Genomic DNA, 23,849 nt, shown 5'->3' with positions numbered 1-23,849 from the left:
AAGAGGCCATCATGACCAAGCAACAAGACCCCTGGGGCACGGATGTCCTCGTTGATTTCGAGGACGGCATCGCCTGGGTGCAGATCAACCGCCCCGACAAGCGCAACGCCATGTCCGTCGGTCTGGCGCATGAGATGAACGCGACGCTGGACGCGCTGGAAATCGACGACCGCGCGGGCGTAATCGTGCTGACCGGCATGGGCGAGGCGTTTTCGTCGGGCATGGATCTGAAGGACTTCTTCCGCGCCACCGATGGCGTGTCCGATGTCGAACGCATGCGCGCCTATCGCTCGACCCGTGCGTGGCAGTGGCGCACGCTGATGCATTACGCCAAGCCGACCATCGCCATGGTGAACGGCTGGTGCTTTGGCGGGGCTTTCACGCCGCTGATCTGCTGCGATCTGGCGATCACGGCGGATGACGCGACTTTCGGCCTGTCCGAGATCAACTGGGGCATCATCCCCGGCGGCGTGGTGTCCAAGGCGATCTCGACCGTGATGAGCGACCGCAAGGCGATGTATTACGTGATGACCGGCGAAAAATTCGACGGCAAGAAAGCCGCCGAGCTGAACCTGGTCAACGAATCCGTCCCCGCCGATCAGCTGCGCGCGCGCACGACCGAGCTGGCCAAGGTGCTGTTGGAGAAGAACCCGACCGTGCTGCGTCAGGCGCGCATGGGCTACAAATACGCCCGCTACATGGATTGGGAGCAGGCGGCGGAATACCTGACCGCCAAGGGTGACCAGACCACCTTTGTGGACCCCGAAAAGGGGCGTCAGCAGGGTCTGAAGCAATTCCTCGACGACAAAACCTATCGCCCCGGCCTCGGCGCCTATTCGCGCGAGAGCTGAATGCGTCTGATCCCCGGTGACGAAGAGCGGATGCTGCGCGATTCAGCGCGGCGTCTGCTGGCGGGTGATGCCGCATGGGCTGATTTCGCTGAACAGGGCTGGCTGGCGCTGCCGGTGCCCGAGGCTTTCGGGGGTCTGGGCGGTGCGGCCAGCACGGTGGCTGTGTTGGCCGAAGAGATGGGCCGGGCGCAGGTTGCCGAGCGCTGGGTCGCCGGGGCCTTACTGCCGGCGGTGGTGATCGACCTTCTGGCCAGCGAGGCGCAGAAATCCCGCTGGCTGCCCGCGATGGCCGAGGGCACGCTGCGCGTGGCTTTCGCGCATGTCGAGCGGGGCGACGGCCTTCTGTCGGTCGCGACGCGCTGGGACGGTGCATTGTCCGGCGCGAAGGCGGCTGTGTTTGATGCCGACAAGGCCGGGCTGTTGCTGGTGACGGCGCAGACCCCGGCAGGGCTGGGCGTGTTCGCGGTGGAGCCGGGCGGCCTGACGCCCTACGCGACCGTTGACGGCGGGACGGCGGCGGATCTGGTGCTGGACGGCACACCCGGTGAGCCGCTGGGCGATCTGTCCATGGATGCCAGCGCCGCCTTGCTGCAAGCCCTCGACCACGCCAACGCGGCGGGTTGTTCCGAGGCGGTCGGCGCGATGGCCGCGCTGCTGGAAGCGACGGTCAGCTATACCAAGGAGCGGGTGCAATTCGGCCAGCCGCTCGCGAAATTTCAGGCGCTGCGGCACCGCATGGCCGAGATGGCGGTCAAGCTGGAAGAGGCGCGCGCCTCGGCTCTGCTGGCCGCGTTGTCGCTGGGCATGCCGCCGTTGGAGCGCGCCCGGGGCGTGTCCGGCGCGCGGGCCAAAATCGGCAAGCTGTCCCGCTCGGTGGCGCAAGAGGCGATCCAGCTGCACGGCGCAATGGGCTTCTCGGAGGAGATGCCCATCGGCCATTGGTTCAAGCGTCTCTATGCGCTGGAAAACACCTGGGGCAGCACCGCGTGCCACCTGCAGCGCTACGGCGAGGCCATGCGCGACGCAGGGCTGCGCGAGCAAGGCTTGCTGCGGCCCGGCGCGGATGATGGCGGGATGAACCTTGCGCTGAGCGAGGGTGATCTGGCCTTCCGCGATGAGGTGCGCGCCTTCTTTGACGCCACCCTCGACCCCGACACCAAGCGGGCCGAGCGGCTGAACCCCTCGTTTCTGGCACACCCGCCTATCGGGCTCCGCTGGCTGCAAAAGCTCCCCGCTGGCTGGGCCGCGCCCTCATGGCCCGCTGAACATGGCGGGTCGGGCTGGACGCTGACCCAGCGCTATCTCTTTGACCAAGAGAGCGAGCGCGCCGGTGAGCCGCATTTCCGCGGTGCCAGTTTCAAGATGATCGCGCCGGTGCTGATGCGCTACGGCTCGCCCGAACAACAGGCGTTCTATCTGCCGCGCATCCTGAATGGTCAGGATTTCTGGGCGCAGGGGTATTCCGAGCCGGGCTCGGGGTCCGACCTTGCCAGCCTGTCGTGCAAGGCGGTGCGCGACGGCGATCACTACGTGGTCAACGGCTCGAAAATCTGGTCCACGCATGCCCACCATGCCACCCGCATGTTCGCGCTGGTGCGCACCGATGACAGCGGCAAGAAGCAGCAGGGCATCAGTTTTCTGCTGATCGACATGAAAGCGCCGGGTGTGACGGTGAAACCGATCCGCTCGATCTGCGGCACGCATGAGTTCAACCAGACGTTCTTTGACGACGTGCGCGTCCCGGCCAGTGATCTGGTGGGGGCCGAAGGCGACGGGTGGGAGATCGCCAAGTACCTCTTGGAATTCGAGCGCGGCGGGGCCTTTGCTGGGGGGCTGTTGCGGGCTCTCTATGCGCGGTTGTGGCGGATGGCGGACGCGTCGGGCCTGACCGATGACCCGCTGTTCATGGCGCGGTTTGCCGAAATCGGCACCGATATCGACGCCAATGACATGCTGGAACTGACGGCGATGTCGGCGGTGCAGGCGGGGGGCAATCCGGGCGCGGTGCCGTCTTCGGTGATGAAGATCGAGCGCAGCCGCATCCGGCAGGCGATCACCGAGCTGGGGGCCTACAGCCTTGGCCCGGACGCCCTGCGGTGGGAGCCGCACCGGCCGTTGCATGAACTGCCGGTTGAGGACGCGCTGGCCGAAGACCGCAAGGTCGCGAGCGCCGTCTATATCAACGCGCGCTCGCAGAGCATCTTTGGCGGCTCGAACGAGATCCAGCTGGAGATCATCGCGCGGGTGTTGCTAGGCTGAGGGGGTTGTCCCCCGGCTAAGCGCGCGGCACAACGGGGCACCCACAACGCTGCCCGGACCCATGGCCAAGACGACCCCCGCCACCCAAGCCCTGCTGCGCGCGAAACTGGCGTTCGAGCTGGTGCCCTATGACTATGATCCGGGCGCAGAACGCGTCGGGTTGCAGGCGGCGCAAGCGATGGACGCGGACCCGGCGCAGGTGTTCAAGACACTGATGGTCGATCTGGACGGCAACGCGGTCTGCGCGGTGCTGCCCTCGGACGCCGAGCTGAACATGAAGAAGCTGGCGGCAGCGCTGGGGGGCAAATCGGCGAAGATGATGCAGCCTGCGGATGCCGAACGGCGCACGGGCTACAAGGTCGGCGGCGTCAGCCCGCTGGGCCAGAAACGCGCGGTGCCCACCGCGCTGGATGCCAGCGCCCACGTTTGGCCGCAGATCTACGTCAACGGCGGGCAGCGCGGGTTGCAGATCCGCATCGCGCCCGGCGATCTGGTTGCCGCCCTGGGCTGCACCGTCACCGATCTGCTGCGCTAACCTTCCTGCCCCAGCTTGCCGGGGTTCATGATACCCTGCGGGTCCAGCGCGGCCTTGAGTGCCTTCATCAGATCGACCCCCGGCCCATGCTCGCGGCGCAGGTATTTCAGCTTGGAAATCCCCACGCCGTGCTCGCCCGAAAACGTGCCTTCCATATCCATCGTGCGCTGGTAGAGGCGTTCGGCCAGACGCTCGGCTTCGGCCAACTCCTCGGCTATTTCGGGTTTTATCAAATAACCGACGTGGAAATTCCCGTCACCGACATGGCCGATGATCTTGACCGGAAAGGGTGCCGTATCGGCATCGGCGCGGGCGGCCAGAACGGCTTCGGCCAGCCGCGAGATCGGCACGCAGACATCGGTGGTATAGGTCTTGCAGCCGGGGCGCAGGGACTGGTTGGAATAGATCGTCTCGTGCCGCGCCTTCCACAGCCGCGCGCGGTCCTCGGGGCGGGTGGACCAGTCGAAATCCGAGCCGCCATTGTCGCGGGCCAGATCGCGGACAGTTTCGGATTGCTCCTGCACCCAACGGTCCGAGCCGTGAAATTCCAGAAACAGCGTCGGCGCGCGTTTGAGGCCCAGACCGGCGTGGGCATTGGCGGCATCAACTGCCACCTCATCCAGAAACTCGATCCGCGCGACGGGCAGCGCGGATTGCATCGTCTCGACCACGGTCTGCACCGCCCCGGCCATGGTGGCGAAGCTGCAGATGGCTGAGGCGATGACCTCAGGAATAGGGTGCAGCTTGACGGTGACTTCGGTGATCACGCCCAGCGTGCCCTCGGCCCCGACAAAAAGCTTGGTCAGGTCATAGCCCGTCGAGGATTTCTTGACCCGGCGCCCGGTGCTGACCACCTCACCGCTGGCGGTCACCACCTTCAGCGCGATGACCGTCTCGCGCATCGTGCCATAGCGCACGGCGGTGGTGCCCGAGGCGCGGGTCGAGGCCATGCCGCCCAGCGACGCATCCGCGCCGGGATCGACGGTGAACATTAACCCGCTGTCGCGCAGATGCTCGTTCAGCTGTTTGCGGGTGACCCCAGCTTGCACGACGGCATCGAAATCCTCGGCATGAACGGCGAGGATCTTGTTCATGCGCGTCATGTCCAGACTGATGCCACCGCGCAGGGGGATCGTGTGCCCCTCCATCGACGAGCCGGCACCGAAAGCGACAACCGGCGTGCCATGGGTTACGCAGATCTTCACGGCGGTGACGACATCCGCTTCGCTCTCGACAAACACCACCGCGTCGGGGCGGTGCAGGGGCTGGCGGCTCATGTCGTGGCCGTGGTGATCGCGAACGGCGGGGTTGGTCGAGACCTTCTCGCCCAGTGCAGCGATCAGATCGGTGAGGGCCTGGCTCATGCGTCGAACCTCCATGCGCCGGGGTGGTGGGTGGCCAGCGTGGCGATCTGATCGGTCGTGGTGACGCCCGATTGCGCCATGGCCAGCGTCAGCTCTCCGATCAACGCGCCTGCCATATGCTGCGCGCCCAGATCACCGATGCCGCCCAAACCCAGCATGAAGGCCCGCCCGGCCAGCACCCCGTTGGCCCCTAGCGCCATCGCGCGCAGCACGTCAACGCCTGCGGTCACGCCGCTGTCGAGCATCACCGTAGCGCGGCTGCCCACGGCAGCGGCAATCGCGGGCAGCATATCCACACTCGCCGGGGCCGCATCAAACTGACGCCCGCCGTGGTTGGACACCACAACCCCGTCAATGCCCAGCGAAACCGCCTTTTCGGCGTCCTCGGGGTGCATCACGCCCTTGACCATCATCGGCCCCTTCCAGCGGTCGCGCAGACGGGCCAGCACCTCCCAATCAAAGCCGCCACCGACATGCTGGCCGACGTAGCGGGCTGAAACGTCGCGGCCCGGGCCGGAGTACCGTTCGATATTGGCAAAGGTCGGGATACCGCGCTTGGCGATGGCCAGCGCCCACGGCCAGGCGATCCCGGCCTGCCAGAGCATCCCCGCCGTCAGCCTGAACGGCATGCCGAACCCGTTACGCATGTCGCGCGGGCGCTTGGTGCGGGCGGGCACGTCCAGTGTCGCGGCCAGCACCTTGGCCCCGGCGGCATCGGCGCGCGCAGCCAGATCGAAGGTGACGCGGTGGTCATCGGCCGCCAGCGGATAAAGCTGGAACCACGTCACATCGGGGGCCAGCGCGCAGACGGTCTCGATGGTCTCGGTCGCCAGCGTGCCGACCATATAGGGGATGTTGCGCGCCTGCGCGGCCTGCGCAAAGAGCCGGGTCGCGCCGGGCCACATGATGCCGTCAAAGCCAATCGGCGCGATGCCGATGGGGGCGGCGTAGCGGTGGCCGAACAGCTCGGTCTCGGCGCTGGCCGCGCCGACGCTCACGCCATAGCGCGGCACCACCTGCACCGATTGCAGCGCCGCACGGTTGCGCGGCATGCCGGTTTCGTCCCCCGCCCCGCCTTGCAGGAACTCAAACGCAAAGCGCGGCATCCGCCAGCGTGCGCGGCGCTCCAGATCCGAGACCATCGGGAATTGGCGGCGCAGCTGGGCGAGGGTCGGGTCCATCAGTAGCTCACAATGACCTCAAGCAGCGCCTGCTGCCCGGCTTTGGTGGCGGCGAGCGCGCGCTGGATGGCGGCGGGCAGATCGGCGCCATCCTCGACCCGCTCGGCATGCGCGCCATGCGCGCGGGCGATGGCGGCGTGGTCGGGCATGGCGTTGAGCGCGGTGATCGGCATGGTATTGGCCTGCGCCGCCTTGCCCTCGGGGTACATATAGAGCGTCGAACGGCGCACGGCGTTCCAGATGCCGTTGTTGAACACCACGGTCAGCAGCGGCAGGCCCAGCGACGCGGCGGTCTGGTGGCAGGCCACGGGGTTCGCGAACAGGTACGAGCCATCGCCGACACAGGCGATCACCTGCCGGTCCGGCGCGCCAAGCTGAACGCCCAGCGCCGCCGCGACGCCCCAGCCGAGGCCGCCCGACAAGGGCGAGCCGAACAGCGTGTTGGGCGCGCGGAACTCCATGACCGAGGGATCGACGCCCAGCTCATTGACGAAGGTGGTCTTGTCGTCGGCGGCATCCGACAGGCATTTCGACACATAGGCCGGGTTCATCGGCCTGCCCTGCCCCGCCGCAACGCGCTTGGCGACGCCTTCGGCGGCAGCCTGCCGGAAGGCGGCGACGCGGGCGCGGCGCTCGGTGTGGGCGGTGTCGGTGGCGACCTCATCCAGCGCGGCGCTGAGAGCGTGCAGTGTGGGGGTGATCCCCCCGGCCAGCGAGATGTCGATGGGGAAACCGCGCGCGGGCACGGCCTGATGCAGCGGGTCCGGCCCCAGCGCGATTACGACGCAATCCTCGGGCGGCTTTACGGTTTCGGGGATCCACGGCACCATGGCGTTCAGCGCGACGATGACATCAGCGTCCTTGATCCACGGCGTCGGCTCACGGCCTGCGTGCATCGGATGCGTCGTTGGCAGGGCCTGCCGGATCGACCAGTATTCCACCACCGGGATCGCGTGTTTCTCGGCCAGCGTCGCCAGCGGCTCGAAGCCTGCCAGATGGTCGGGGCTCTGCGAGATGATCACCGGGCGCTTGGCCCCGGCCAGCGCCTTGGCGGCGGCGCGGACGGCGTCAGGATGCGCGGCGGCATACGAAGTCGGCGCGACATTGGAACCGGGGCGGTGCGGCGGCAGCGGCTTGGCCTCGGCCAGAACCTCTCGCGGCAGGCTCAGGTACACCGGGCCCCGCGGTTCGCTCATCGCGATGGACACGGCGCGGTCGACGATGGCCCCGCCCTGCTCGGGGTAGCGCAGCTCGTAGTCCCATTTGACCACCTCGCGGATCATCGCCGCCTGATCGCGCATTTCCTGACCCCAGTGGATCGGCGACGAGCGCGCGCCAAAGCGGTTCCCCTCGGTCAGCGGCGTGCGGCCCGAGCACATTACCACCGGGATATTCTCGGACTTGGCGTTGATCAGCCCCATCACCGCATTCGCCAGCCCGACGTTCACATGCACCATCACCCCCGCCGGTGTCCCGGTGGCAAGGTAATAGCCATGCGCCATGCCCAGCGCGACATTCTCGTGGGTGATCGTGTGCACCGTCGGCAGGTCCAGCCCGCTTTCGGCGGTGTTGGCATAAGCCTCGATGATTGACGGGAAATCGGTGCCGCCATTCGCCAGCAGCACGTCAACCCCGGCGGATTTCAACCGGCTGAGAACGTCTTCGGCAGCGGTGGTGCCGGTGGGGGGCGTATAGGTCATGCGGGCCTCTTACGTGACGCTGATGGTGCGCGAGACGAGATAGGCATCAAGCCCCTCGGTCCCGACTTCGGAGCCAAGCCCGCTTTCCTTGATCCCGCCGAACGGGGTCTCGGGCATCGAGATGTTGAACGAGTTGATCGCGAACATGCCCGCCTCAATCTCGTCCGACAGCCGGTGGATGTTGGAAAGCGACTGGGTGAAAGCATAGGCGGCCAGACCGAAAGGCAGGCTGTTGGCCTTGGCGATGCCGTCATCAATGCCGCTGAAACGGTTCAGCACGGCGACCGGGCCAAAGGGTTCCTCAGACATGATGCGCGCATCGCCGGGGACGTCGGCCAGCACGGTGGGGGCATAGAAGAACCCGTCGTTGCCAATCCGCTCACCGCCTGCCAGCAGCTTTGCGCCCTTGGCGACGGCATCCTGCACCAGCGCCTCGATCCCGTCGCGGCGCCGGGCGTGGACCATCGGCCCCATGACCGTTGCCGGGTCCATCCCGTCGCCGACCTTGAGCGCCTTGGCCCGCGCGGCGAACCCGGCGCAGAAGGCGTCATAGCTGGCGTCCTGAATATAAAACCGCGTGGGCGAGACGCAGACCTGCCCGGCGTTGCGGTATTTGCGCTGCACTGACTGGTCGAGCACCGCCTCTTGCGGCGCGTCGTCGAACACCAGCACCGGCGCATGGCCGCCCAGCTCCATCGTCGTGCGCTTGACGGTATCGGCGGCCAGCTTGATCAGGTGCTTGCCCACCGGGATCGAGCCGGTGAAGCTGATCTTGCGGATGATGGGCGAGGCGATCAGGTGGCGCGAGATGGTATCGGGCACGCCGAACACCACGGCGATCACCCCGGCAGGCACACCCGCATCCACCAGACAGCGCGCCACGGCAAGGGCCGAGGCCGGCGCTTCCTCACCGGGTTTGTAGATCATCGGACACCCGGCGGCGAGGGCAGTGCCCAGCTTGCGTGTGGCGTTGCCAATGGGGAAGTTCCACGCCGAGAACCCGGCGGCGGGGCCGACCGGCTGCTTGATCACGCTGAAACGGGTGTCACCGAACCGGCCCGGCGGGATGCGGCCCCAGCTGCGGCGCGCTTCTTCGGCGAACCATTCCAGTTCCTCGCAGGCGACATGCACCTCGATCTTGCTCTCGAACAGCGGCTTGCCCATTTCCAGCGTCGCCAGCTGCGCGATGGCATCGCCGCGCTCGTGCAAAAGGTCGGCGGCGCGCTTCAGGATGCGCCCCCGCTCGCGGGGGTTCACCTTGCGCCACTTCGGGAACTCACGCTCGGCGGCGGCCAGCGCGCGGTCCAGATCCTGCGCGGTGGCATGGGGCACGCGCCCGATGGCGCGGCCTGTCGCCGGATTGACGACGGGTTCGGCGTGGCGCTCGCCTGCCCCGATCCATTCGCCGTCGATCAGCAGCTGCGGCTCGACATAGCCCGCAGGCGTGACACTCTCGGCCCCGTCTTGGAACGTGGTCATGAAAAACTCCCTCCCCGCACCGGGAAATTTTCGGCCCTTGCGTGCCGCCTCCGGTTTCGCTTTGATATAAGAAAGCCTGATATTGTCAACAACTCAGCCCTCGGTTAGCGTGGCGAAGTTTTGCTGATAGTGAATGGCATTCAAAATAGACAATCGACCGGAAAGCCCGACATGAGCACCGAATCATCCGCATCGCGTCAAGGTCTGATCGGCGCGCCCCTGACCCGCCGCGAAGACGTCGCGCTGCTGCAAGGGCGCGGCCAATACGCCGACGATCTGCCCTTTGACGGCGCGGTTTTCGCCGTCTTCGCCCGCTCGCCCTATGGCCATGCGCAGCTGGGCGCGGTGCAGGTCGAAGACGCGCGCGCCATGCCCGGCGTGCTGGCGGTGCTGACCGGCGCGGATCTGGCAGCGGCGGGGATCGGGCCTATTCCGCATGCCATCGGCTCGTCTAAGCGCGGCTCGGACAGGCCCCTCAGCCAGCGCGACGGCAGCGAACGGCTGCGTACTCTGCACCACCCGTTGCCGCTGGACCGCGTGCGCTTCGCCGGTGAGGCCTATGCCGCCGTGATCGCCGAGACGTTTGAGCAAGCCAAGGACGCCGCCGAGCTGATCGAGGCCGAGTTCGACGAACTCCCCGCCGTCACCAACGCGCTGGCCGCGCTGGCCGACGACGCGCCGCAGCTTTGGGACACCGTCCCCGGCAACCTGACGCTTGAGGCCGAACTGGGCGATGCCGCCGCCGTCGAGGCTGCCTTCGCCACCGCCACCCACCGCGTCCGCTTCACCAGCCAGATCAACCGCGTCACCGGCGTGCATATGGAACCGCGCACGGCGGCGGCGGCCTATGTGGACGGGCGCTATGTGATGCATTGCTCGGCCGGGATTGGCGTGGTGCAGGTGCGCGAACAGATGGCGGCATCGCTGGGCGTCGGGCTTGAGGCAGTGCGCATCATCGCCCCCGGTGATGTCGGCGGCAATTTCGGCACCCGCAACGCCACCTATCCCGAATGGGTGGTGATCGCCCATGCCGCCAAGCTGCTGGGCCGCCCGGTCAAGCACCGGGTCGAGCGGCTGGAGGCGTTTGTGTCCGACTATCAGGCGCGCGATCTGCATGTGGATGTGGAACTGGCGCTGGACGATGTCGGCACTTTCCTTGCCCTGCGCTGCGTGAACACCTCGAACCAGGGCGCTCATACGGTCAGCTACACGCCCCTGAACAAGGGCGTGCAGCTGATGACCGGCGTGTACCGCGTGCCGGTCGCGCATGCGGTGGCGCGGGCGGTGGTGACCAACACCCCCTCAACCATCCCTTACCGCAGCGCCGGGCGGCCCGAGGCGATGTACGCCATCGAGCGGCTGGTCGATCTGGCGGCGCTGCAATGCGGCTTTGACCGGGTCGAGTTGCGCCAGCGCAACATGATCCCGGTAGATGCCTTCCCCTACACCAACCCCTTCGGTGTCACCTACGACAGCGGCGACCATCTGGCGACGCTGGCCACCGCGATGCAGATCGGCGACGTCGCGGGGTTCGAGGCGCGACGGGCCGAGGCGCGGACGCGCGGCATGTATCGCGGCATCGGTATTTCGAACTATATCGAAGGAGCAGGCGGCTATCCGCAAGAGCGCGCGGTGGTCAGCGTGCTTGAGGACCGTATTGAGGTCACGCTGGGCACGCAGGACACCGGCCAGGGCCACCGCACCGCCTTTACCCAGCTGGTCGCCGAATGGTTCGGCTTGCCGCATGAGCAGGTCGTGCTGCGCACCGGCGATACCGATTTCATCACCCAAGGCGGCGGCTCGCATTCGGGCCGGTCGCTGCGCTTTGGCAGCATCGTCATGGACAAGGCGACCCGCGCCGTCATCGCCCGTGCCAAGGCGGTTTACGCCGCCGTGACCGGCGCGGCTGAGGTGGATTACGCCGAGGGCCTGCTGCGTGTGCCCGGCACCAATGAGGCGATGAGCCTGTTCGAGCTGAGCGCCCACACCCTTGACCCGCGCGTCCCGCTGGACCTGCAAGGCCCGCTGGTGGCGGAGTGTAACGAGGTCATCCCCGGCCTTGCCTTCCCCTATGGCGCGGCGGTGTGCGAGGTCGAGATCGACCCCGAGACCGGCGCGCTGACCATCCCGCGCTATGCCTCGGTCGATGACGTGGGCCGCGCCTTGAACCCGTTGATCCTGCACGGCCAGACCCATGGCGGCATCGTGCAGGGCGTGGGGCAGGCGTGGCACGAGGCGATCCGCTGGGACGGCGACGGGCAGGCCCTGACCGCCACGCTGATGGACTACCAGATGCCGCGCGCCACGGATTTCCCGTCCTTCGATACCGCGCTCAGCGAGGTTCCGGCGACCAGCCACCCGATGGGCTTTCGCCCCGGCGGCGAGGGCGGCACAACCCCGGCGCTGGGGGTTTTCATCAACGCGATTGCCGATGCGCTGGGTGATCTGGGCGTGCATCATGTCGAGATGCCGGCCACACCCTTGCGCATCTGGGAAGCGATCAGGAGAGCACAGAATGACTGAGTTGACGATCGAGCAAACCGGCGCCGTGCTGGAGATCACCCTGACCCGCGGCGACGCGGGCAACGCGCTGACCCCGGCGATGGCCGAAGGCATCGCGGCGGCGGTGAGCAGCCCTGCGCCCGAGGTCAGCGTGATCGTGCTGCGCGCCGAAGGGCCGGATTTCTGCACTGGCCGCGCGCCGGTCATGCCGCCCAAGGGCGCGCGGATGACAGCGAATGACCTGCGCACGCTGATCTCGGACCCGGTGCTGGCGTTTTACGACGCGCTGCGCTCGGCCCCGGTGCCGGTGGTGGCACGGGTGCAGGGGCGCGCGGCGGGGGTTGGCTGCGCGCTTGCGGCGCTGGCTGATGTGGCGATTGCGGCGGAGGACGCGGTGTTCTCGGTGCCCGAGATGAACCACGACATCGCGCCGACGCTGGTGATGGACGCGCTGGTCGACCGGCTGCCGCGCGCGGTGTTGGCGCGGCTGGTGCTGACGCGGCAGCCGGTCAGCGCGGCTGAGGCGCAGACGCTGGGGCTGATCGGCGTGGTGACGGATGATCTGGACGCGATGGTCGCGCAGGTGGTCGAGGCGCTGGCCAAGAACTCCCCCTCCGTGACGCGCGCCGTCAAGGCGTTCCTGCTGCGCGCACCCGAAGCCTCGGGTGCGACCCGCCGCGAGCTGGCCGCGCTGCTCAACGCCAGCGCGACCGCCGAGCGGTTTCGCTAAAGATCCAGCCCCGGGGTAGTCAGCGGTTCCAGCAGCGCGCGGGCTCGGTCGGAAACGCGGATCACCTTGCGCTTGTCCAGGTCGAAATTGACCGCGATGGAATGCATGGTGCCATAGACCCGCCCGGTGATCGGATCGAGCATCCAGAACACCAGTTTCTGCACCTGCCCCTCGATGCCGGCCAGTCCGCCGCGCACCTCATAGGCATCGCCAAGGCGCGGCCAGTCCAGATGCAGGATGCGGAATTCGAGCACCGCGCCGCCAACGCGCTGCGGCACCTCGTCGGCGTTCTGACTGATGATGTCGCGGAACGGGCCGGTCAGCGAACGGATGCCATCCGACACCGCACCGATAAAACCCCACGCCCCCATCAGCCCGAAGGCATCAGCACGGTCCGGCCCGACCACCCCCATCGCCATCCGCTTGAGGCCTTGCGCGCGCTCCAACGTGGCGGTGCTCTCTACCGGCCCGGTGCCAGTCGAGCGGGGTTGCGCGATGTCGGGCAGATCCACCTTGCGGGCCGATGCACGCTCCGCGAACCCGGCAGGCCAGGGCACCGGCGTCTGAGAGCCGGGGACGACATGGCGCAGACGGGTGCGGAAGGTTGCCTTGCACTCCAGCGTATTCAGATCCTCAAGGATCAGCAGCGCCTCAAGCCCCGTCGCGTCCTGTGACAGCACCCCGCCGGTCATGCGCAGGGACGCCGAGGCATGCGCCTCGCGGTGAAAGCGGATGTGCATCTCTTCGACGCTGAACGTGCTGGCAGCGCGGGGGCTGGTCATGCCGGGCAGGCCAAGCTGCGCCAGCAGTGCCGCCAGCCCCTCGACCGCGCGGGCGACATAGAACCGCGTGTTCATGTGCCCCATTTCGTCGCATTCCCAAGTGTTTACGCCGCCGCGCCACACTTCGGTTGTCAGATCGTCCATGCGCAATCCCCGGATTTCCGCCCCCATGATAGGGGGCAAGGTACGGGGCAGAGCAATGTAAGGCAAGTTGATATAGGTGCGCAGGATTTCCTTTGCGCATCTGGAGACCTGACATTACCATGTTGGAGACGATTCAACATTATCGAACTTTCAGAGGCTGCCATGACCGAATTTCGCATCGGCCCCGCCGACCAGATCCCTGAAGGGGGCCGGCTCGTTGTGGATTGCGACGGCAAGGAGGTGGGCGTGTTTCGCGTCAAAGGCGCGCTGCATGCGTGGCACAACACCTGCCCGCATCGTCAGGGGCCGATCTGTCAGGGCCGCCTCTATGCGCAGGTGATCGAGCCGGTGGCGGCCGATGGCACCACGCGGCTGCTGGCCTATGACGAGGATGCGCAGCACATCGTCTGCCCGTGGCATGGCTATGAATTCGACCTGCAAACCGGCCGTTGTCAGGGCCGCCCCACCCAGCGCCTGCGCCCGGCGCAGCTGCGCGAAGAGGCGGGGATCGTCTATGTCCGGCCCTGATATCCTGCACAATGACCACTACGGCTGGATCGACGAGGCCGCGCGCCAGCTTGACGCCGACGCCAGCGCCATGGTCGCCGAGGGTCAGGCGTCGCGCGTCTCGGATGAGGCCGTCGCCCAGCTGATGACCGCCGCGATCCGCCTCTATGCCGCCAAGACCGACGGCGAGGAACGGACCTTTTGCCCGCTGACCGGGGGCGGCGACGGCATCGCGCCCACCGAGCTGCTCACCGCCGTGTCCGAATTGCTGCGCGCCCAACATCTCAGCCCGATGGAACTGGCTCTCTGGTTCCGCCACCGCCCGGAGTCCTTTGAATGACCCATGACGCCCGCCCCCTGAACGTGCAGGAAATCGACGTCTTTACCGACACGCGCGAGGTTCTGGCCCATGCCAACAAGGGCGCCAAACAGCGCGGGTTTCAGGACTGGCTGATCTGCGACGTCGACGCGCATCACGTCGAAACCGTCAGCTGGCACGAGCTGGTGGAATACATTGAAGACCCGGTGATCCGGCATCAGGCAATGCTGTACCAGAAGGAAAGGATCGGCGGCGCGCCCTATGGTCTGAACGGCGATATGGGGCTGAAGTATCAGGACGTCGGCGGCCGCATCCCGCATCAGGCGGGCGTGCGCGAGCCGGTCGATGACACCTCGGTCCACCGCGACGTGACGCTGACCCGCCGGGCGATGCAGTCGCTGGGCGTGGACTATATGGTCCTGTTCCCCACGCCGATGCTGACCCTTGGCCTGCACCCGCAGCCCGAGATGGAGGTCCATCTGAGCCGCGCCTATAACCGCTGGCTGGTGGACAAGGTGCTCAAGGCCGACAACCGGATCAAGACGCTGGCCTATCTGCCCTTCAACACGCCCACCGAGGCCGAAGCGATGATCGAGGAATTCGCCGACGAGCCCGGCGTGATCGGGTTCTGCGTGCCTTCGGTCCGGCATAAGCCGCTGCACCACAACGACTATATGCGCTGCTACGCGCGGCTGCAGGAACTGGGCAAACCCATCGCGTTCCATGCCGCCTATCACTGGCAAGACCCGTCACTGGCCACGGTGAACCGCTTTCTGGGCATGCACGCGCTGGGGTTTGCGTGGTGCAACATGGTCCATATGACCAACTGGATTCTGAACGGCATCCCAGAGCGTTTTCCGGGGCTGAAAAGCATCTGGGTGGAAAGCGGTCTTGCGTGGATACCCTTCCTGATGCAGCGGCTGGATGATCAGTACCTGATGCGCCCCTCGGAAGCGCCGCAGCTGAAAAAGCTGCCCAGCGAGTACATGAGGGAAAACTGCTGGTACACGACGCAGCCGATGGAAACGACCAACATGAAGGCGCTGCAGGTCACGCTGGAGATGATCAACGCGGAATCGCAGCTGCTGTTCGCATCCGACTGGCCGCATTTCGACTTTGACCTGCCGCAGGAGATCTTCGACCTGCCCTTCCTGTCGGAACAGGCCAAGCGCAACATTCTGGGCCTCAACGCGGCCAAGCTGTTCGGGCTGGACCCAACCCCCGTCAAGACGCTGTGAGGCCACGATGGACCGGGCCGGTAAACCCGTCTAGAACGTTTATAAGCAGGCACGGGATCCCGCATGAAGCGCAGTGAGAAAGACGAAGACTGGTCGCAACGGCGCATTCAGTCGATCGAGGTGGGGTTCAAGGTGATCCGCGCAATGGAAAGCGCCGATGGCCCACTGCCCCTGCGCGACATCGCCGCCGCTGCAGGCATGCCGCCGTCCAAGGCGCATCTCTATCTGGTCAGCTTTATCCGCGAGGGACTGGTGCGTCAGGATCCGCACAGCGGTCACTACGGCTTGGGCAGCTTCGCCATCCAGCTGGGACATTCGGCGATCCGGCAGGTCGATATCGTCGATCTGGCGCGTGAGGAGTTGAGCGCCTTGCAGCAGGAAACCGGCTTTGCCGCCTACCTGTCGCTGTGGGGTAATCGCGGGCCGGGGATCGTGTCCAAGGTCGACGGCTACAAGCAGGGCTCGCTGGCGGTTCGGCTGGGCTATGTGCTGCCGCTGTCGGCCTCGGCCACGGGGCAGGTGTTTCTGGCCTATCTCGACCGCAGCGAGACGAAACCGATCCTTGAAGACGAAATCCAGATCGCCCGCCACAGTGAGGAAAACTGGACCATCGCGCCCGAACTGGCCAAAGACCCCGCCCGGCTGGACGCGCTGACCGAGGAAATCCGCACGCGCGGCTACGCCACGTCCAAGAACAACATCAACGCCAATTTCGCCGCGATGGCGGCGCCGGTGTTTGACCATTCGGGGCGGATTACCGCGACGGTGACGGTGCTGGGGTCGGACAAGTCGATGACCGGCACCCGGGCAAAAGGGGTGACCAGCGCCTTGCTGGACACCACCGAGAGGTTGTCGCGCAGGCTGGGCTACAGCCCGCGCGCGCCCAAGGCTTAAAGCTTCAGGCCCATCAGCTTGACGGCATTGTCCTGGAAGATTTTGCGGCGCAGCTCGTCCGACAGGTCCATCCGCTCGATCAGGTTGATCGTCTCACGGATGTAGAGCGGGCCGCCCTCGGGATCGAAGGGCGCGTCGGACGCGAACATCACGCGATCTTCGCCAAAGAACTCAATCGCATGCTCGATCGCCTTGCGTGAGCCGAACGACGCGGTGTCGGCGTAGAATTCCTTGAAATACTCAAGATGCGGACGCTTCAGCGACGTGCGTACCGTGGACAGATCACGGTCCGAGGTCCGCTTGCCCATCTGGTCCCAGCCCGGCCCAACCCGGCCTTCAAAGAACGGGATCATGCCGCCTGCGTGGTGGGTGATGACCTTAAGGTTCGGCCATTTGTCGAAGAACTGCGAGAACACCATGCGGGCCATCGCCGCCGAGGTCTCATACGGCCAGCCGAAGGTCCAGAAGATCTCGTATTCCGAGCGCGACTCGCTCTTGTAGTCCGAGAAATCCTGCCCGCGCGCCGGGTGCAGCCAGATCGGCTTGCCGACGCTGTCCATGTATTCAAAGAACGGCGCATAGGCTGGCAGGTCCAGCGGGGTGCCGTTCACGTTGGTGAAGATCTGCATGCCCAGCGCACCCAGTTCTTCGATCGCGCGCTTGGATTCCGTCACCATCCCCTCGGGATGCGAGATCGGCACGGTGCCGACGAAACCGGGGAAGCGCTCGGGGTATTTCTGGCAGAGCTCGGCCATCGAATCCGACCCGATGCGCGACAGTTCCAGCGCAATCGCCGGATCGCCGAATTTCTCCAGCGGCGGCGAGGCCAGCGACAGGATCTGGCAATAATCCTCGCCGAACATGTCCATCACCTCGAACCGGCGGTCGAGATTGGTCATCATCGGCACATCGCCCGACCGCTTGGTCATATCGCTCATCGAGCCGATCTGCTTGATCAGCGCGTTGAAGAAGGGCTCAGGCCATATGTGGTTGAAAACGTCGATCTTTTTCATGGTTCCTCCGGTCGCGGTCCGCCCTGGCCGCGCAAATCTTCCCCGTCGTGGCCTCCGTGTGAGAGCGGCACGACAAGCGAGCGCTATTCAACATTGTATTTCCAAAATACACAATATCGAATATCAGGATTCCTGTCTTTGCTCATCCCGAGGGCGGCAGACAATCACAAGAACCGCCGCACAAAGCGCCAGAACCACAGAACCGGCTGTGATTGGCAGCGCTCCCGGCGTGAACGCAGCAATCGCAACGTAGACGGCCATCACCGGCAGAACCGCCATGCGGTACCGGCTGCGCGTCTGCACCGCCGATTGCACGAAGACGACGCAGGCGACCAACGCCAAGATCTCGCGCGGGATGCCCTGGGAGAAGAGGACAAAGGCTATGAAAACGACAGAGAACCACAGCCGTGTGCTGGCAAGAACCAGCATTGCCATCCAGGGTGAGAAGTGGCCTGCGTAGACGGGCGACGGGGCCACCAACAGCTTTTGCAGCACGAAGGTTTCTTTGCCGACCAGCGTCACCAGCCGCCGAAAGCCCAGAAGCGCCGTGGCCAAGGGCGAAGGCGTCGTGGCCACGTCCCGATGCCCCTCCTCCCCTGAACTGACCCGTCTGGTCGTGCGCAGCATCAATTCCTGTGTCGGCGCCCGGGGGAATGCTGCCTCGGTCGACGCAACCGCAAGGTTGAACTGAAAGGTTGTGTCAGGCGACCAGATCCCATGCTTGCGCTTGTTGTGCAAAGCCATGGCCGCCGCGACCAGCATTGTCGGCAGGATCGCCGCCGCGAGGGCACCCGGCGCCCCGGGAAACGCAACCAGCGCATGGATCCCGGCAAACACGGCCAGCACCGTAAAATCGACCCGAATCAGGAACCCGACCGCCGCCAGGGCGCCGATCCACAGCATGCTGTCCGGCGCACCGATCGCCACGGCGAAGGCCAGCAGACACAGCCCCATCAACGTGTCAGGCCACAGATGGATCGCCAGCACCGCGCGCTCGGCCGACACCAGCAGGATCAGCCCGGCGGCCAACCCCGCCGCAAAGCCCGCCTGCTCACACGCAAACCAGCCGCCAATCCCCACCGTCGCCGAGGCAATGAGCGATACGATCAGCCGTGCACGCCGCACGACATCTGCCGCGTTCGTCTGCCGCGCAATCCAGACCGGCAGCGCCCCCAGCGGAACCCGCACCCAGACACTGCCAACCGGCGCGCCGGTGGCCATGGCCAGATAATCGCGCTCATCCCCGATAAGGGTGCGCGGGTCCAGTCGCGCCAGAACCGCGCGCTGCACCATGAAGGCGAGCAAAAACAGGCCGAGCCCCACCGCAGACCCAAGCAGTCCCTGCGCCGATACAATGCCGGCTTCCATGAGCGTCTCCCAACGGTTCAGCGTATCCGGAGAAGTCGCGGCACAGATCGAATCGCCTGCCAGCCCCGCAAATCTCGTCAGGTTTGCATGCCCGCCCGCGCGGCATCGCACAACCAGCCAAGGCAAATGCGCCAATCCAAAAGGGGCATCGCCATGCGCGCTAACGGTCCGGCAAAACACGCTCTTGGGCCACAAAGCGCCCCTTTCAACGAGCCTGCCGCATCGCACCGGCCACAACCGTTACGCAAGCGCAGCGCTTGCCCCAACAGGCAATGGTATCTGAAAGCAATCAAAGGGAAATTTGGTGGAGCCTAGGGGGATCGAACCCCTGACCTCTTGCATGCCATGCAAGCGCTCTCCCAGCTGAGCTAAGGCCCCAAGTGCACCGTATGCCGTCACCGGCAGCGTCGTTGCGAGTGGCGGTTTAGGGCCTGCGCCGGGGGAGATCAAGCGAAAACTTTGCCCCCGCGCGCAGGTTTTTTCGCCATGCCTGTGCACAAAGAAAACACGCGGACATCAGGGATGCCCGCGTGCTCACATGTCTCGGTCGGCCCGGAATCGGGCGCGCTCAGCTGTCGTCGTCGTTGTCGGCGACATCGCCCAGCTCGTCGAACGAGACGGTATCGTCATCTTCGTCCTCGAGCAGATCGTCGTCGGTCTCGACCGTGACGTCGTCGTCATCGTCCAGCAGCACGTCATCATCCGTTTCCAGATCCTTGACGACTTTCGGCTTGGCCTTGACGGCCTCGGCAGGAGCCGCGGACGACCCCTTGCGACCCGGAACGTCGATCGGAACGATCTCGCCGGTATAAGGGCTGATCACGGGCGACTTGTTCAGGTCATAAAAGCGCTTGCCAGTGGTCGGGCAAATACGCTTAACACCCCATTCTTCCTTGGGCATAGACGGTCCTTCCCATGCTTGGATCGACGCCGGTTGCCATAGTTGGATAGGGTTGTCAAAGCCTTTCCGCCGTTGTTTTGTCCCCCGGCAGGGGCCCTTCGCCCCGGAGCTCCCCGATGTTCAGCGACCCCGACCAGATCGAGCTTCCCGGCGACCCGCCTTTGGCGGTCCGCCTGCGGCGCTCGGGCCGCGCGCGTCGGGTGGCGCTGAGCGTCTCGCGACTGGATGGCACGGTGACGCTCACCCTTCCCACCCGCGCCTCACTGCGCAGCGCGATGCGCTTTCTGGACGAGCGGCGCGACTGGCTGGAGAACGCGGTCGCAGGCCTGGAAGGCCCGGTCGTGGTCGGGCCCGGCACGGCGCTTCCGGTCGAGGGTACGCTGGTGACGCTGACCCCGGCACCGCTGCGCAGTGCTCGTATCGACGGCACGACCCTGCTCGTGCCCGCAGCCCGCCCGGTCGCCGGGGCGCTGGCCTATCTGCGCCTGCGCGCGCGCGACCGTCTGGCCGAGAGGGTGAGCATCCACGCACAGACGCTGGGGTACAGCATCGGCAAGCTGACCCTGCGCGACACCCGTTCGCGCTGGGGGTCGTGCACGTCCACCGGCGATCTGATGTTTTGCTGGCGGCTGATCATGGCCCCGCCCCGCGTGCTGGACTATGTGGCGGCGCATGAGGTCGCGCACCGCGCGCAGATGAACCACTCACCGGCCTTCTGGGCCGAAGTCGCTCACCTTTTCCCCGCGCATGTCGAGGCCCGCCGCTGGCTCAAGCAACACGGACCAGCGTTGCATCGCTACCGCTTCAGCGCGTCTTGACGCCTTGGGATGCGTGTGATCACGCTGGGCGATGCAACGCCCGCTTCGCCCTGTCCTTGATCCTTCCGCCCTCTCGGCTCATGACCGCGTCTACCGTGCCCTGCGCACGCAGGTCATGCACGGCGAGCTTGCGCCGGGCCATGCCCTGACCCTGCGCGGCATTGCGCGGGATTTTGGTGTGTCGATGACCCCGGCGCGCGAATCGATCCAACGGCTGGTGGCCGAAGGGGCGCTGACCATGTCGGCCAGCGGACGCGTTTCGACGCCCGAGCTGGGCACCGAACGGATCGAGGAGCTGGCCTCCATCCGCGCGCTGCTGGAGCCCGAGCTTGGCAGCCGCGCCCTGCCCCGCGCACATTCGGCATTGATCGACAGAATGGAAGCGATCAACGCCGCGAACACGGATGCCGTGCTGCGGCAAGACGCGGTGACCTATGTGCGCACCAATCTGGAATTCCACCGCACGCTCTATCTGCGCGCACAAAGCCCGGCGATGTTGGCCATGGTCGAGACGATCTGGCTGCAACTCGGCCCCACCATGCGCGCCCTCTATGGTCGCCTGCGCCGCAACACCCCGCCGCCGCACCACCGCCTGATCATTGCGGCCCTTCAGGCCGGGGACGAGCCCGGCCTGCGTCTGGCGATTCGCACCGATGTGACCCAAGGCCTGCGCCACCTAACGCAGTAAGCGCCCGATCCCGGCACCCGGGGGACGCACGCGTCCCCCGGACCCCCTTGTGGATATTTGAAGAGCAAAGAAGGCGCGGTTAACAATGCATTAACGCCCTCTTTGCTCTTTAAGTATCCCCAGGGGGTGAATTCGGCGTCAGCCGAAGAGGGGGCAGGAAGCCCCCTTCTTGCGCGCCGCGATAGCGGCGCGCCGGGTCGCGTGAGGGCGCGGCGGCGTTAGCCGTCTCGGCCGAGGGCGAAACCCGCGCCTGCCCTCAGAACTTGACCTGATCGCCGCCTTTAAGCGCCAGAATCTCGCGCGCTTCGTCAGGTGTGGCCACGGCGTTGCCCAGATCCTCGATAATCCGCCGGATCTTGGCTACCTGCTGCGCGTTCGACGTGGCCAACTCGCCGCGCGCGATGAACAGGCTGTCCTCCAGCCCAACCCGCACATGCCCGCCCATCTGCGAGGCCGTTACCGCCATCGGGATCTGTGCCGCGCCGGCGGCCAGCACCGACCAGTGGTACTGATCGCCAAACAGCTTGTCCGCCGTGCGCTTCAGGAACACAAGATTCTCAACATCCGCGCCGATACCGCCCTGAATGCCCAGCACGAATTGCAGAAAGATCGGGGCCTGAAACAGCCCCTGATCCAGCATGCTCTTCAGGTTGTACAGATGCCCGACATCGTAAATCTCGTGCTCGAACTTGATGCCGTGCGGGGCCAGCGTTTGTGCCGCTTCTTTGATGTCCTTGAAGGTATTGCGGAAGATATTGCCTTCCGAGCCTTCGACATAGGCCTTCTCCCAGTCGAATTTCCACGCCTTGTAACGCGCGGCCAGCCCGTGAAAGCTGAAGTTCAGCGAGCCCATGTTCATCGAGCACATCTCGGGCGAGAAGGTCTTGGCCGGGGTGATCCGCTCTTGAATCGTCGCCGTCAGCGAGCCGCCGGTCGAGATGTTCACCACCGCATCCGTCGCCTGCTTGATGCGGGAAAGGAAGGGCGAGAAATCCTTGGGGTCAATCGACGGGAAACCGGTTTCATTGTTGCGCGCATGCAGATGCAGGATCGCCGCCCCGGCCTCGGCCGCCGCAATCGCCTGTTCCGAGATCTGGTCATAGGTATAGGGCAGCGCGTCCGACATCGTCGGCGTGTGGATCGCGCCTGTCAGCGCGCAGGTGATGATGGTCTTTGGCTTACGGGCCATGGTGTTTTCCTCCCGGAAAGTCTGAAATCTATCGGCGTCAGACGCCCAGCGCGCCCTCGGCCGCAGCGCCCAGCCGCAGCAAACGCGCCTCTTGTCCCGCACCCGCCATCAGCGAAATCCCGGTCGAGGGCACGCCCGTCGGCAGCGTCAGCGCACAGAGGCCCATCAGGTTGCCGATTCGCGTGTTGCGCAGCGTCATCAGGTTCTCGGCGGCAAAGAACGCGAGATCTGCCAGCAGATCGTCGATTTTCTGCGGCACTGTCGCGACCGACGGGATCAGCACCGCGTCATAGCCCGAAACCGCCGCCTGCCACTGGACCCGCAGCTCCTCCAGCCGTCGCCAGGCCTTGATGTACTCATGCGCCAGATGCGCCGCGCCCGAACGGAACCGGTCGCGCACCGGCGCGAACATCACATCGGGCTGCGCCTCGATCGCCTCGCCCCAGATGCCATAGCATTCGGCCGCAAAGAGGATCCCGGCCAGATCCATGGCCTCGGCCACCGCAGGAACCGCCGCGTGGTCGATCCGCGCCCCCGCCTTGGCAAACCGCGCAACCGCGCTTTCAAAGCCCTTCGCCGGGGCCGGATGCACGCCGTCCAGCGCCACGGTCTCCAGCACCAGCAGGCGCGTACCGTCCAGCGTCGCGCCCCGCAGATCGGGCGCGGGTGTAGCGTCGAGCAAGCCGAAGGCCAGTGCCGCATCCTCGACCGTGCGGGCCAGCGGGCCGACCGTGTCAAACCGGGGCGCCAGCGGCACCGCGCCGCGCAGTGACACGCGCCCGGCGGTGGTTTTCAGCCCCACGAGGTCATTCCACGCCGCCGGCACCCGCACCGAACCGCCGGTATCCGAGCCGATCGCCAGCGGTGCCAGCCCCCAGGCCACCGACGCCGCTGCGCCCGAAGACGAGCCGCCCGGCACCGACTCAGGGTCATGAATATTCGGCGGTGTTTGCGTGACCGGGTTCAGGCCCAGCCCGGAAAACGCCAGCTCGGTCAAATGCGTCTTGCCCAGCGGCGGCAGGCCCGCGCCGGTCAGGCGGCTGACCACCTCGGCGTCATGCAGGGGCGTGCGCCCTTTGAGCAGCAGGCTGCCTGATTCGGTTGCCACCCCGGCGGTGTCGAACAGATCCTTCCACGAGACCGGCACCCCATCCAGCACCCCGCGCCGTAGGCCCAGCTTGGCCCGGCCCCGCGCCGCGGCGGCTGTGTCCAGCGCCTGCTGTTTCATGGTGCGCGCATAGATCCGGTCGCGGTAAGGGTGCGCCGTGATGGCGTCCAGAAAGGCTTCGGTCAGGTCCACCGGGCAAATCTCGCCCGCCCCGATGCCGCGCCCCAGCGCCGCTGCGCTCATGCTGCGCCACTTCTCGCTCATACCTGCCCCCGTTTG

At 66.2% G+C, this 23,849-nt stretch carries 21 protein-coding genes and 1 tRNA gene; 11 read left to right on the top strand and 11 right to left on the bottom strand.

Going from position 1 to position 23,849, the window contains the following annotated elements; genetic code table 11:
- Positions 1 to 11: 11 nt before the first annotated feature.
- From EAE28_RS13340 to ybaK, 3 genes are all read left to right on the top strand, one after another.
- Positions 12 to 851, top strand: a complete 840-nt coding sequence (locus EAE28_RS13340; protein WP_127107043.1) for a p-hydroxycinnamoyl CoA hydratase/lyase — start codon at positions 12 to 14, stop codon at positions 849 to 851.
- On the top strand, positions 852 to 3,110 hold the full coding sequence (locus EAE28_RS13335; RefSeq protein ID WP_127107041.1) for an acyl-CoA dehydrogenase family protein: 2,259 nt from the start codon (positions 852 to 854) through the stop codon (positions 3,108 to 3,110).
- Between the two features lie 61 nt (positions 3,111 to 3,171).
- Entirely contained in the window at positions 3,172 to 3,645 is a 474-nt protein-coding gene (gene ybaK, locus EAE28_RS13330) for a Cys-tRNA(Pro) deacylase (RefSeq protein ID WP_127107039.1), read from the top strand.
- Here the strand turns inward: ybaK and EAE28_RS13325 are convergent.
- Genes EAE28_RS13325 through EAE28_RS13310 form a run of 4 tightly spaced genes read right to left on the bottom strand, consistent with a single transcriptional unit; the run spans position 3,642 to position 9,369 of the window.
- Entirely contained in the window at positions 3,642 to 5,009 is a 1,368-nt protein-coding gene (locus EAE28_RS13325; RefSeq protein WP_246022353.1) for an FAD-binding oxidoreductase, read from the bottom strand. The two genes, ybaK and EAE28_RS13325, sit on opposite strands and share 4 nt — an antisense overlap.
- A complete protein-coding gene (locus EAE28_RS13320; RefSeq protein WP_127107035.1) occupies positions 5,006 to 6,190 on the bottom strand; it encodes an alpha-hydroxy acid oxidase in 1,185 nt (394 codons plus the stop codon). Before EAE28_RS13320 ends, EAE28_RS13325 begins: the two co-directional genes overlap by 4 nt.
- Positions 6,190 to 7,890, bottom strand: a complete 1,701-nt coding sequence (locus EAE28_RS13315) for a thiamine pyrophosphate-requiring protein (protein WP_127107033.1) — start codon at positions 7,888 to 7,890, stop codon at positions 6,190 to 6,192. The genes EAE28_RS13320 and EAE28_RS13315 overlap by 1 nt, the downstream gene beginning before the upstream one ends.
- A 9-nt stretch (positions 7,891 to 7,899) precedes the next feature.
- Positions 7,900 to 9,369 carry an NAD-dependent succinate-semialdehyde dehydrogenase gene (locus tag EAE28_RS13310; protein ID WP_127107032.1) on the bottom strand — a complete coding sequence of 490 codons (1,470 nt, stop codon included), beginning with the start codon at positions 9,367 to 9,369 and terminating at the stop codon, positions 7,900 to 7,902.
- A gap of 171 nt (positions 9,370 to 9,540) precedes the next feature.
- Here EAE28_RS13310 and EAE28_RS13305 point away from each other — a divergent pair, with 171 nt between their 5' ends.
- Complete coding sequence (locus EAE28_RS13305) at positions 9,541 to 11,892, top strand: xanthine dehydrogenase family protein molybdopterin-binding subunit (RefSeq protein WP_127107030.1); 2,352 nt, start codon at positions 9,541 to 9,543, stop codon at positions 11,890 to 11,892.
- Positions 11,885 to 12,601 (top strand): enoyl-CoA hydratase/isomerase family protein, encoded by a 717-nt coding sequence (locus EAE28_RS13300; protein WP_164736629.1) that lies wholly within the window; start codon positions 11,885 to 11,887, stop codon positions 12,599 to 12,601. Before EAE28_RS13305 ends, EAE28_RS13300 begins: the two co-directional genes overlap by 8 nt.
- Here EAE28_RS13300 and EAE28_RS13295 read toward each other — a convergent pair.
- Positions 12,598 to 13,527 (bottom strand): thioesterase family protein, encoded by a 930-nt coding sequence (locus tag EAE28_RS13295; RefSeq protein WP_127107026.1) that lies wholly within the window; start codon positions 13,525 to 13,527, stop codon positions 12,598 to 12,600. The genes EAE28_RS13300 and EAE28_RS13295 overlap by 4 nt on opposite strands.
- 162 nt (positions 13,528 to 13,689) lie before the next feature.
- Here EAE28_RS13295 and EAE28_RS13290 point away from each other — a divergent pair, with 162 nt between their 5' ends.
- From EAE28_RS13290 to EAE28_RS13275, 4 genes are all read left to right on the top strand, one after another.
- On the top strand, positions 13,690 to 14,055 hold the full coding sequence (locus EAE28_RS13290) for a Rieske (2Fe-2S) protein (RefSeq protein WP_127107024.1): 366 nt from the start codon (positions 13,690 to 13,692) through the stop codon (positions 14,053 to 14,055).
- Entirely contained in the window at positions 14,042 to 14,374 is a 333-nt protein-coding gene (locus tag EAE28_RS13285) for a hypothetical protein (RefSeq protein ID WP_127107022.1), read from the top strand. The genes EAE28_RS13290 and EAE28_RS13285 overlap by 14 nt, the downstream gene beginning before the upstream one ends.
- Positions 14,371 to 15,591, top strand: a complete 1,221-nt coding sequence (locus EAE28_RS13280) for an amidohydrolase family protein (RefSeq protein ID WP_127107020.1) — start codon at positions 14,371 to 14,373, stop codon at positions 15,589 to 15,591. The genes EAE28_RS13285 and EAE28_RS13280 overlap by 4 nt, the downstream gene beginning before the upstream one ends.
- 63 nt (positions 15,592 to 15,654) lie before the next feature.
- Positions 15,655 to 16,485, top strand: coding sequence for an IclR family transcriptional regulator (locus tag EAE28_RS13275; protein WP_127107018.1), 831 nt, complete (start codon positions 15,655 to 15,657; stop codon positions 16,483 to 16,485).
- Here EAE28_RS13275 and EAE28_RS13270 read toward each other — a convergent pair.
- From EAE28_RS13270 to EAE28_RS13255, 4 genes are all read right to left on the bottom strand, one after another.
- On the bottom strand, positions 16,482 to 17,498 hold the full coding sequence (locus EAE28_RS13270; protein WP_127107016.1) for an amidohydrolase family protein: 1,017 nt from the start codon (positions 17,496 to 17,498) through the stop codon (positions 16,482 to 16,484). The two genes, EAE28_RS13275 and EAE28_RS13270, sit on opposite strands and share 4 nt — an antisense overlap.
- 123 nt (positions 17,499 to 17,621) lie before the next feature.
- Positions 17,622 to 18,866, bottom strand: a complete 1,245-nt coding sequence (locus EAE28_RS13265) for a hypothetical protein (protein ID WP_127107014.1) — start codon at positions 18,864 to 18,866, stop codon at positions 17,622 to 17,624.
- 302 nt (positions 18,867 to 19,168) lie between these two features.
- Positions 19,169 to 19,244: transfer RNA gene (locus tag EAE28_RS13260), tRNA-Ala, on the bottom strand.
- A 190-nt stretch (positions 19,245 to 19,434) separates the two neighbouring features.
- Positions 19,435 to 19,767, bottom strand: a complete 333-nt coding sequence (locus tag EAE28_RS13255) for a TIGR02300 family protein (RefSeq protein ID WP_127107012.1) — start codon at positions 19,765 to 19,767, stop codon at positions 19,435 to 19,437.
- Between the two features lie 116 nt (positions 19,768 to 19,883).
- Between EAE28_RS13255 and EAE28_RS13250 the strand changes: the two genes are divergently transcribed.
- Both EAE28_RS13250 and EAE28_RS13245 read left to right on the top strand, forming a co-directional pair.
- Complete coding sequence (locus EAE28_RS13250; protein WP_127107010.1) at positions 19,884 to 20,585, top strand: M48 family metallopeptidase; 702 nt, start codon at positions 19,884 to 19,886, stop codon at positions 20,583 to 20,585.
- A 31-nt stretch (positions 20,586 to 20,616) separates the two neighbouring features.
- Positions 20,617 to 21,273: a GntR family transcriptional regulator gene (locus EAE28_RS13245; protein ID WP_127107008.1), complete on the top strand. Its 657-nt coding sequence runs from the start codon at positions 20,617 to 20,619 to the stop codon at positions 21,271 to 21,273.
- Positions 21,274 to 21,529: 256 nt separating this feature from the next.
- Here the strand turns inward: EAE28_RS13245 and kce are convergent, their stop codons facing one another.
- Together kce and EAE28_RS13235 are read right to left on the bottom strand one after the other, a co-directional pair.
- A complete protein-coding gene (kce, locus tag EAE28_RS13240; protein WP_127107006.1) occupies positions 21,530 to 22,462 on the bottom strand; it encodes a 3,5-dioxohexanoate:acetyl-CoA acetone transferase in 933 nt (310 codons plus the stop codon).
- A 37-nt stretch (positions 22,463 to 22,499) separates the two neighbouring features.
- Positions 22,500 to 23,834 (bottom strand): amidase, encoded by a 1,335-nt coding sequence (locus EAE28_RS13235; protein ID WP_127107004.1) that lies wholly within the window; start codon positions 23,832 to 23,834, stop codon positions 22,500 to 22,502.
- Positions 23,835 to 23,849: the final 15 nt, after the last annotated feature.

It is taken from the genome of Pararhodobacter zhoushanensis (assembly GCF_003990445.1).
GTDB lineage: Bacteria > Pseudomonadota > Alphaproteobacteria > Rhodobacterales > Rhodobacteraceae > Pararhodobacter > Pararhodobacter zhoushanensis.
This window is presented reverse-complemented; position numbering and strand designations above follow the sequence as displayed.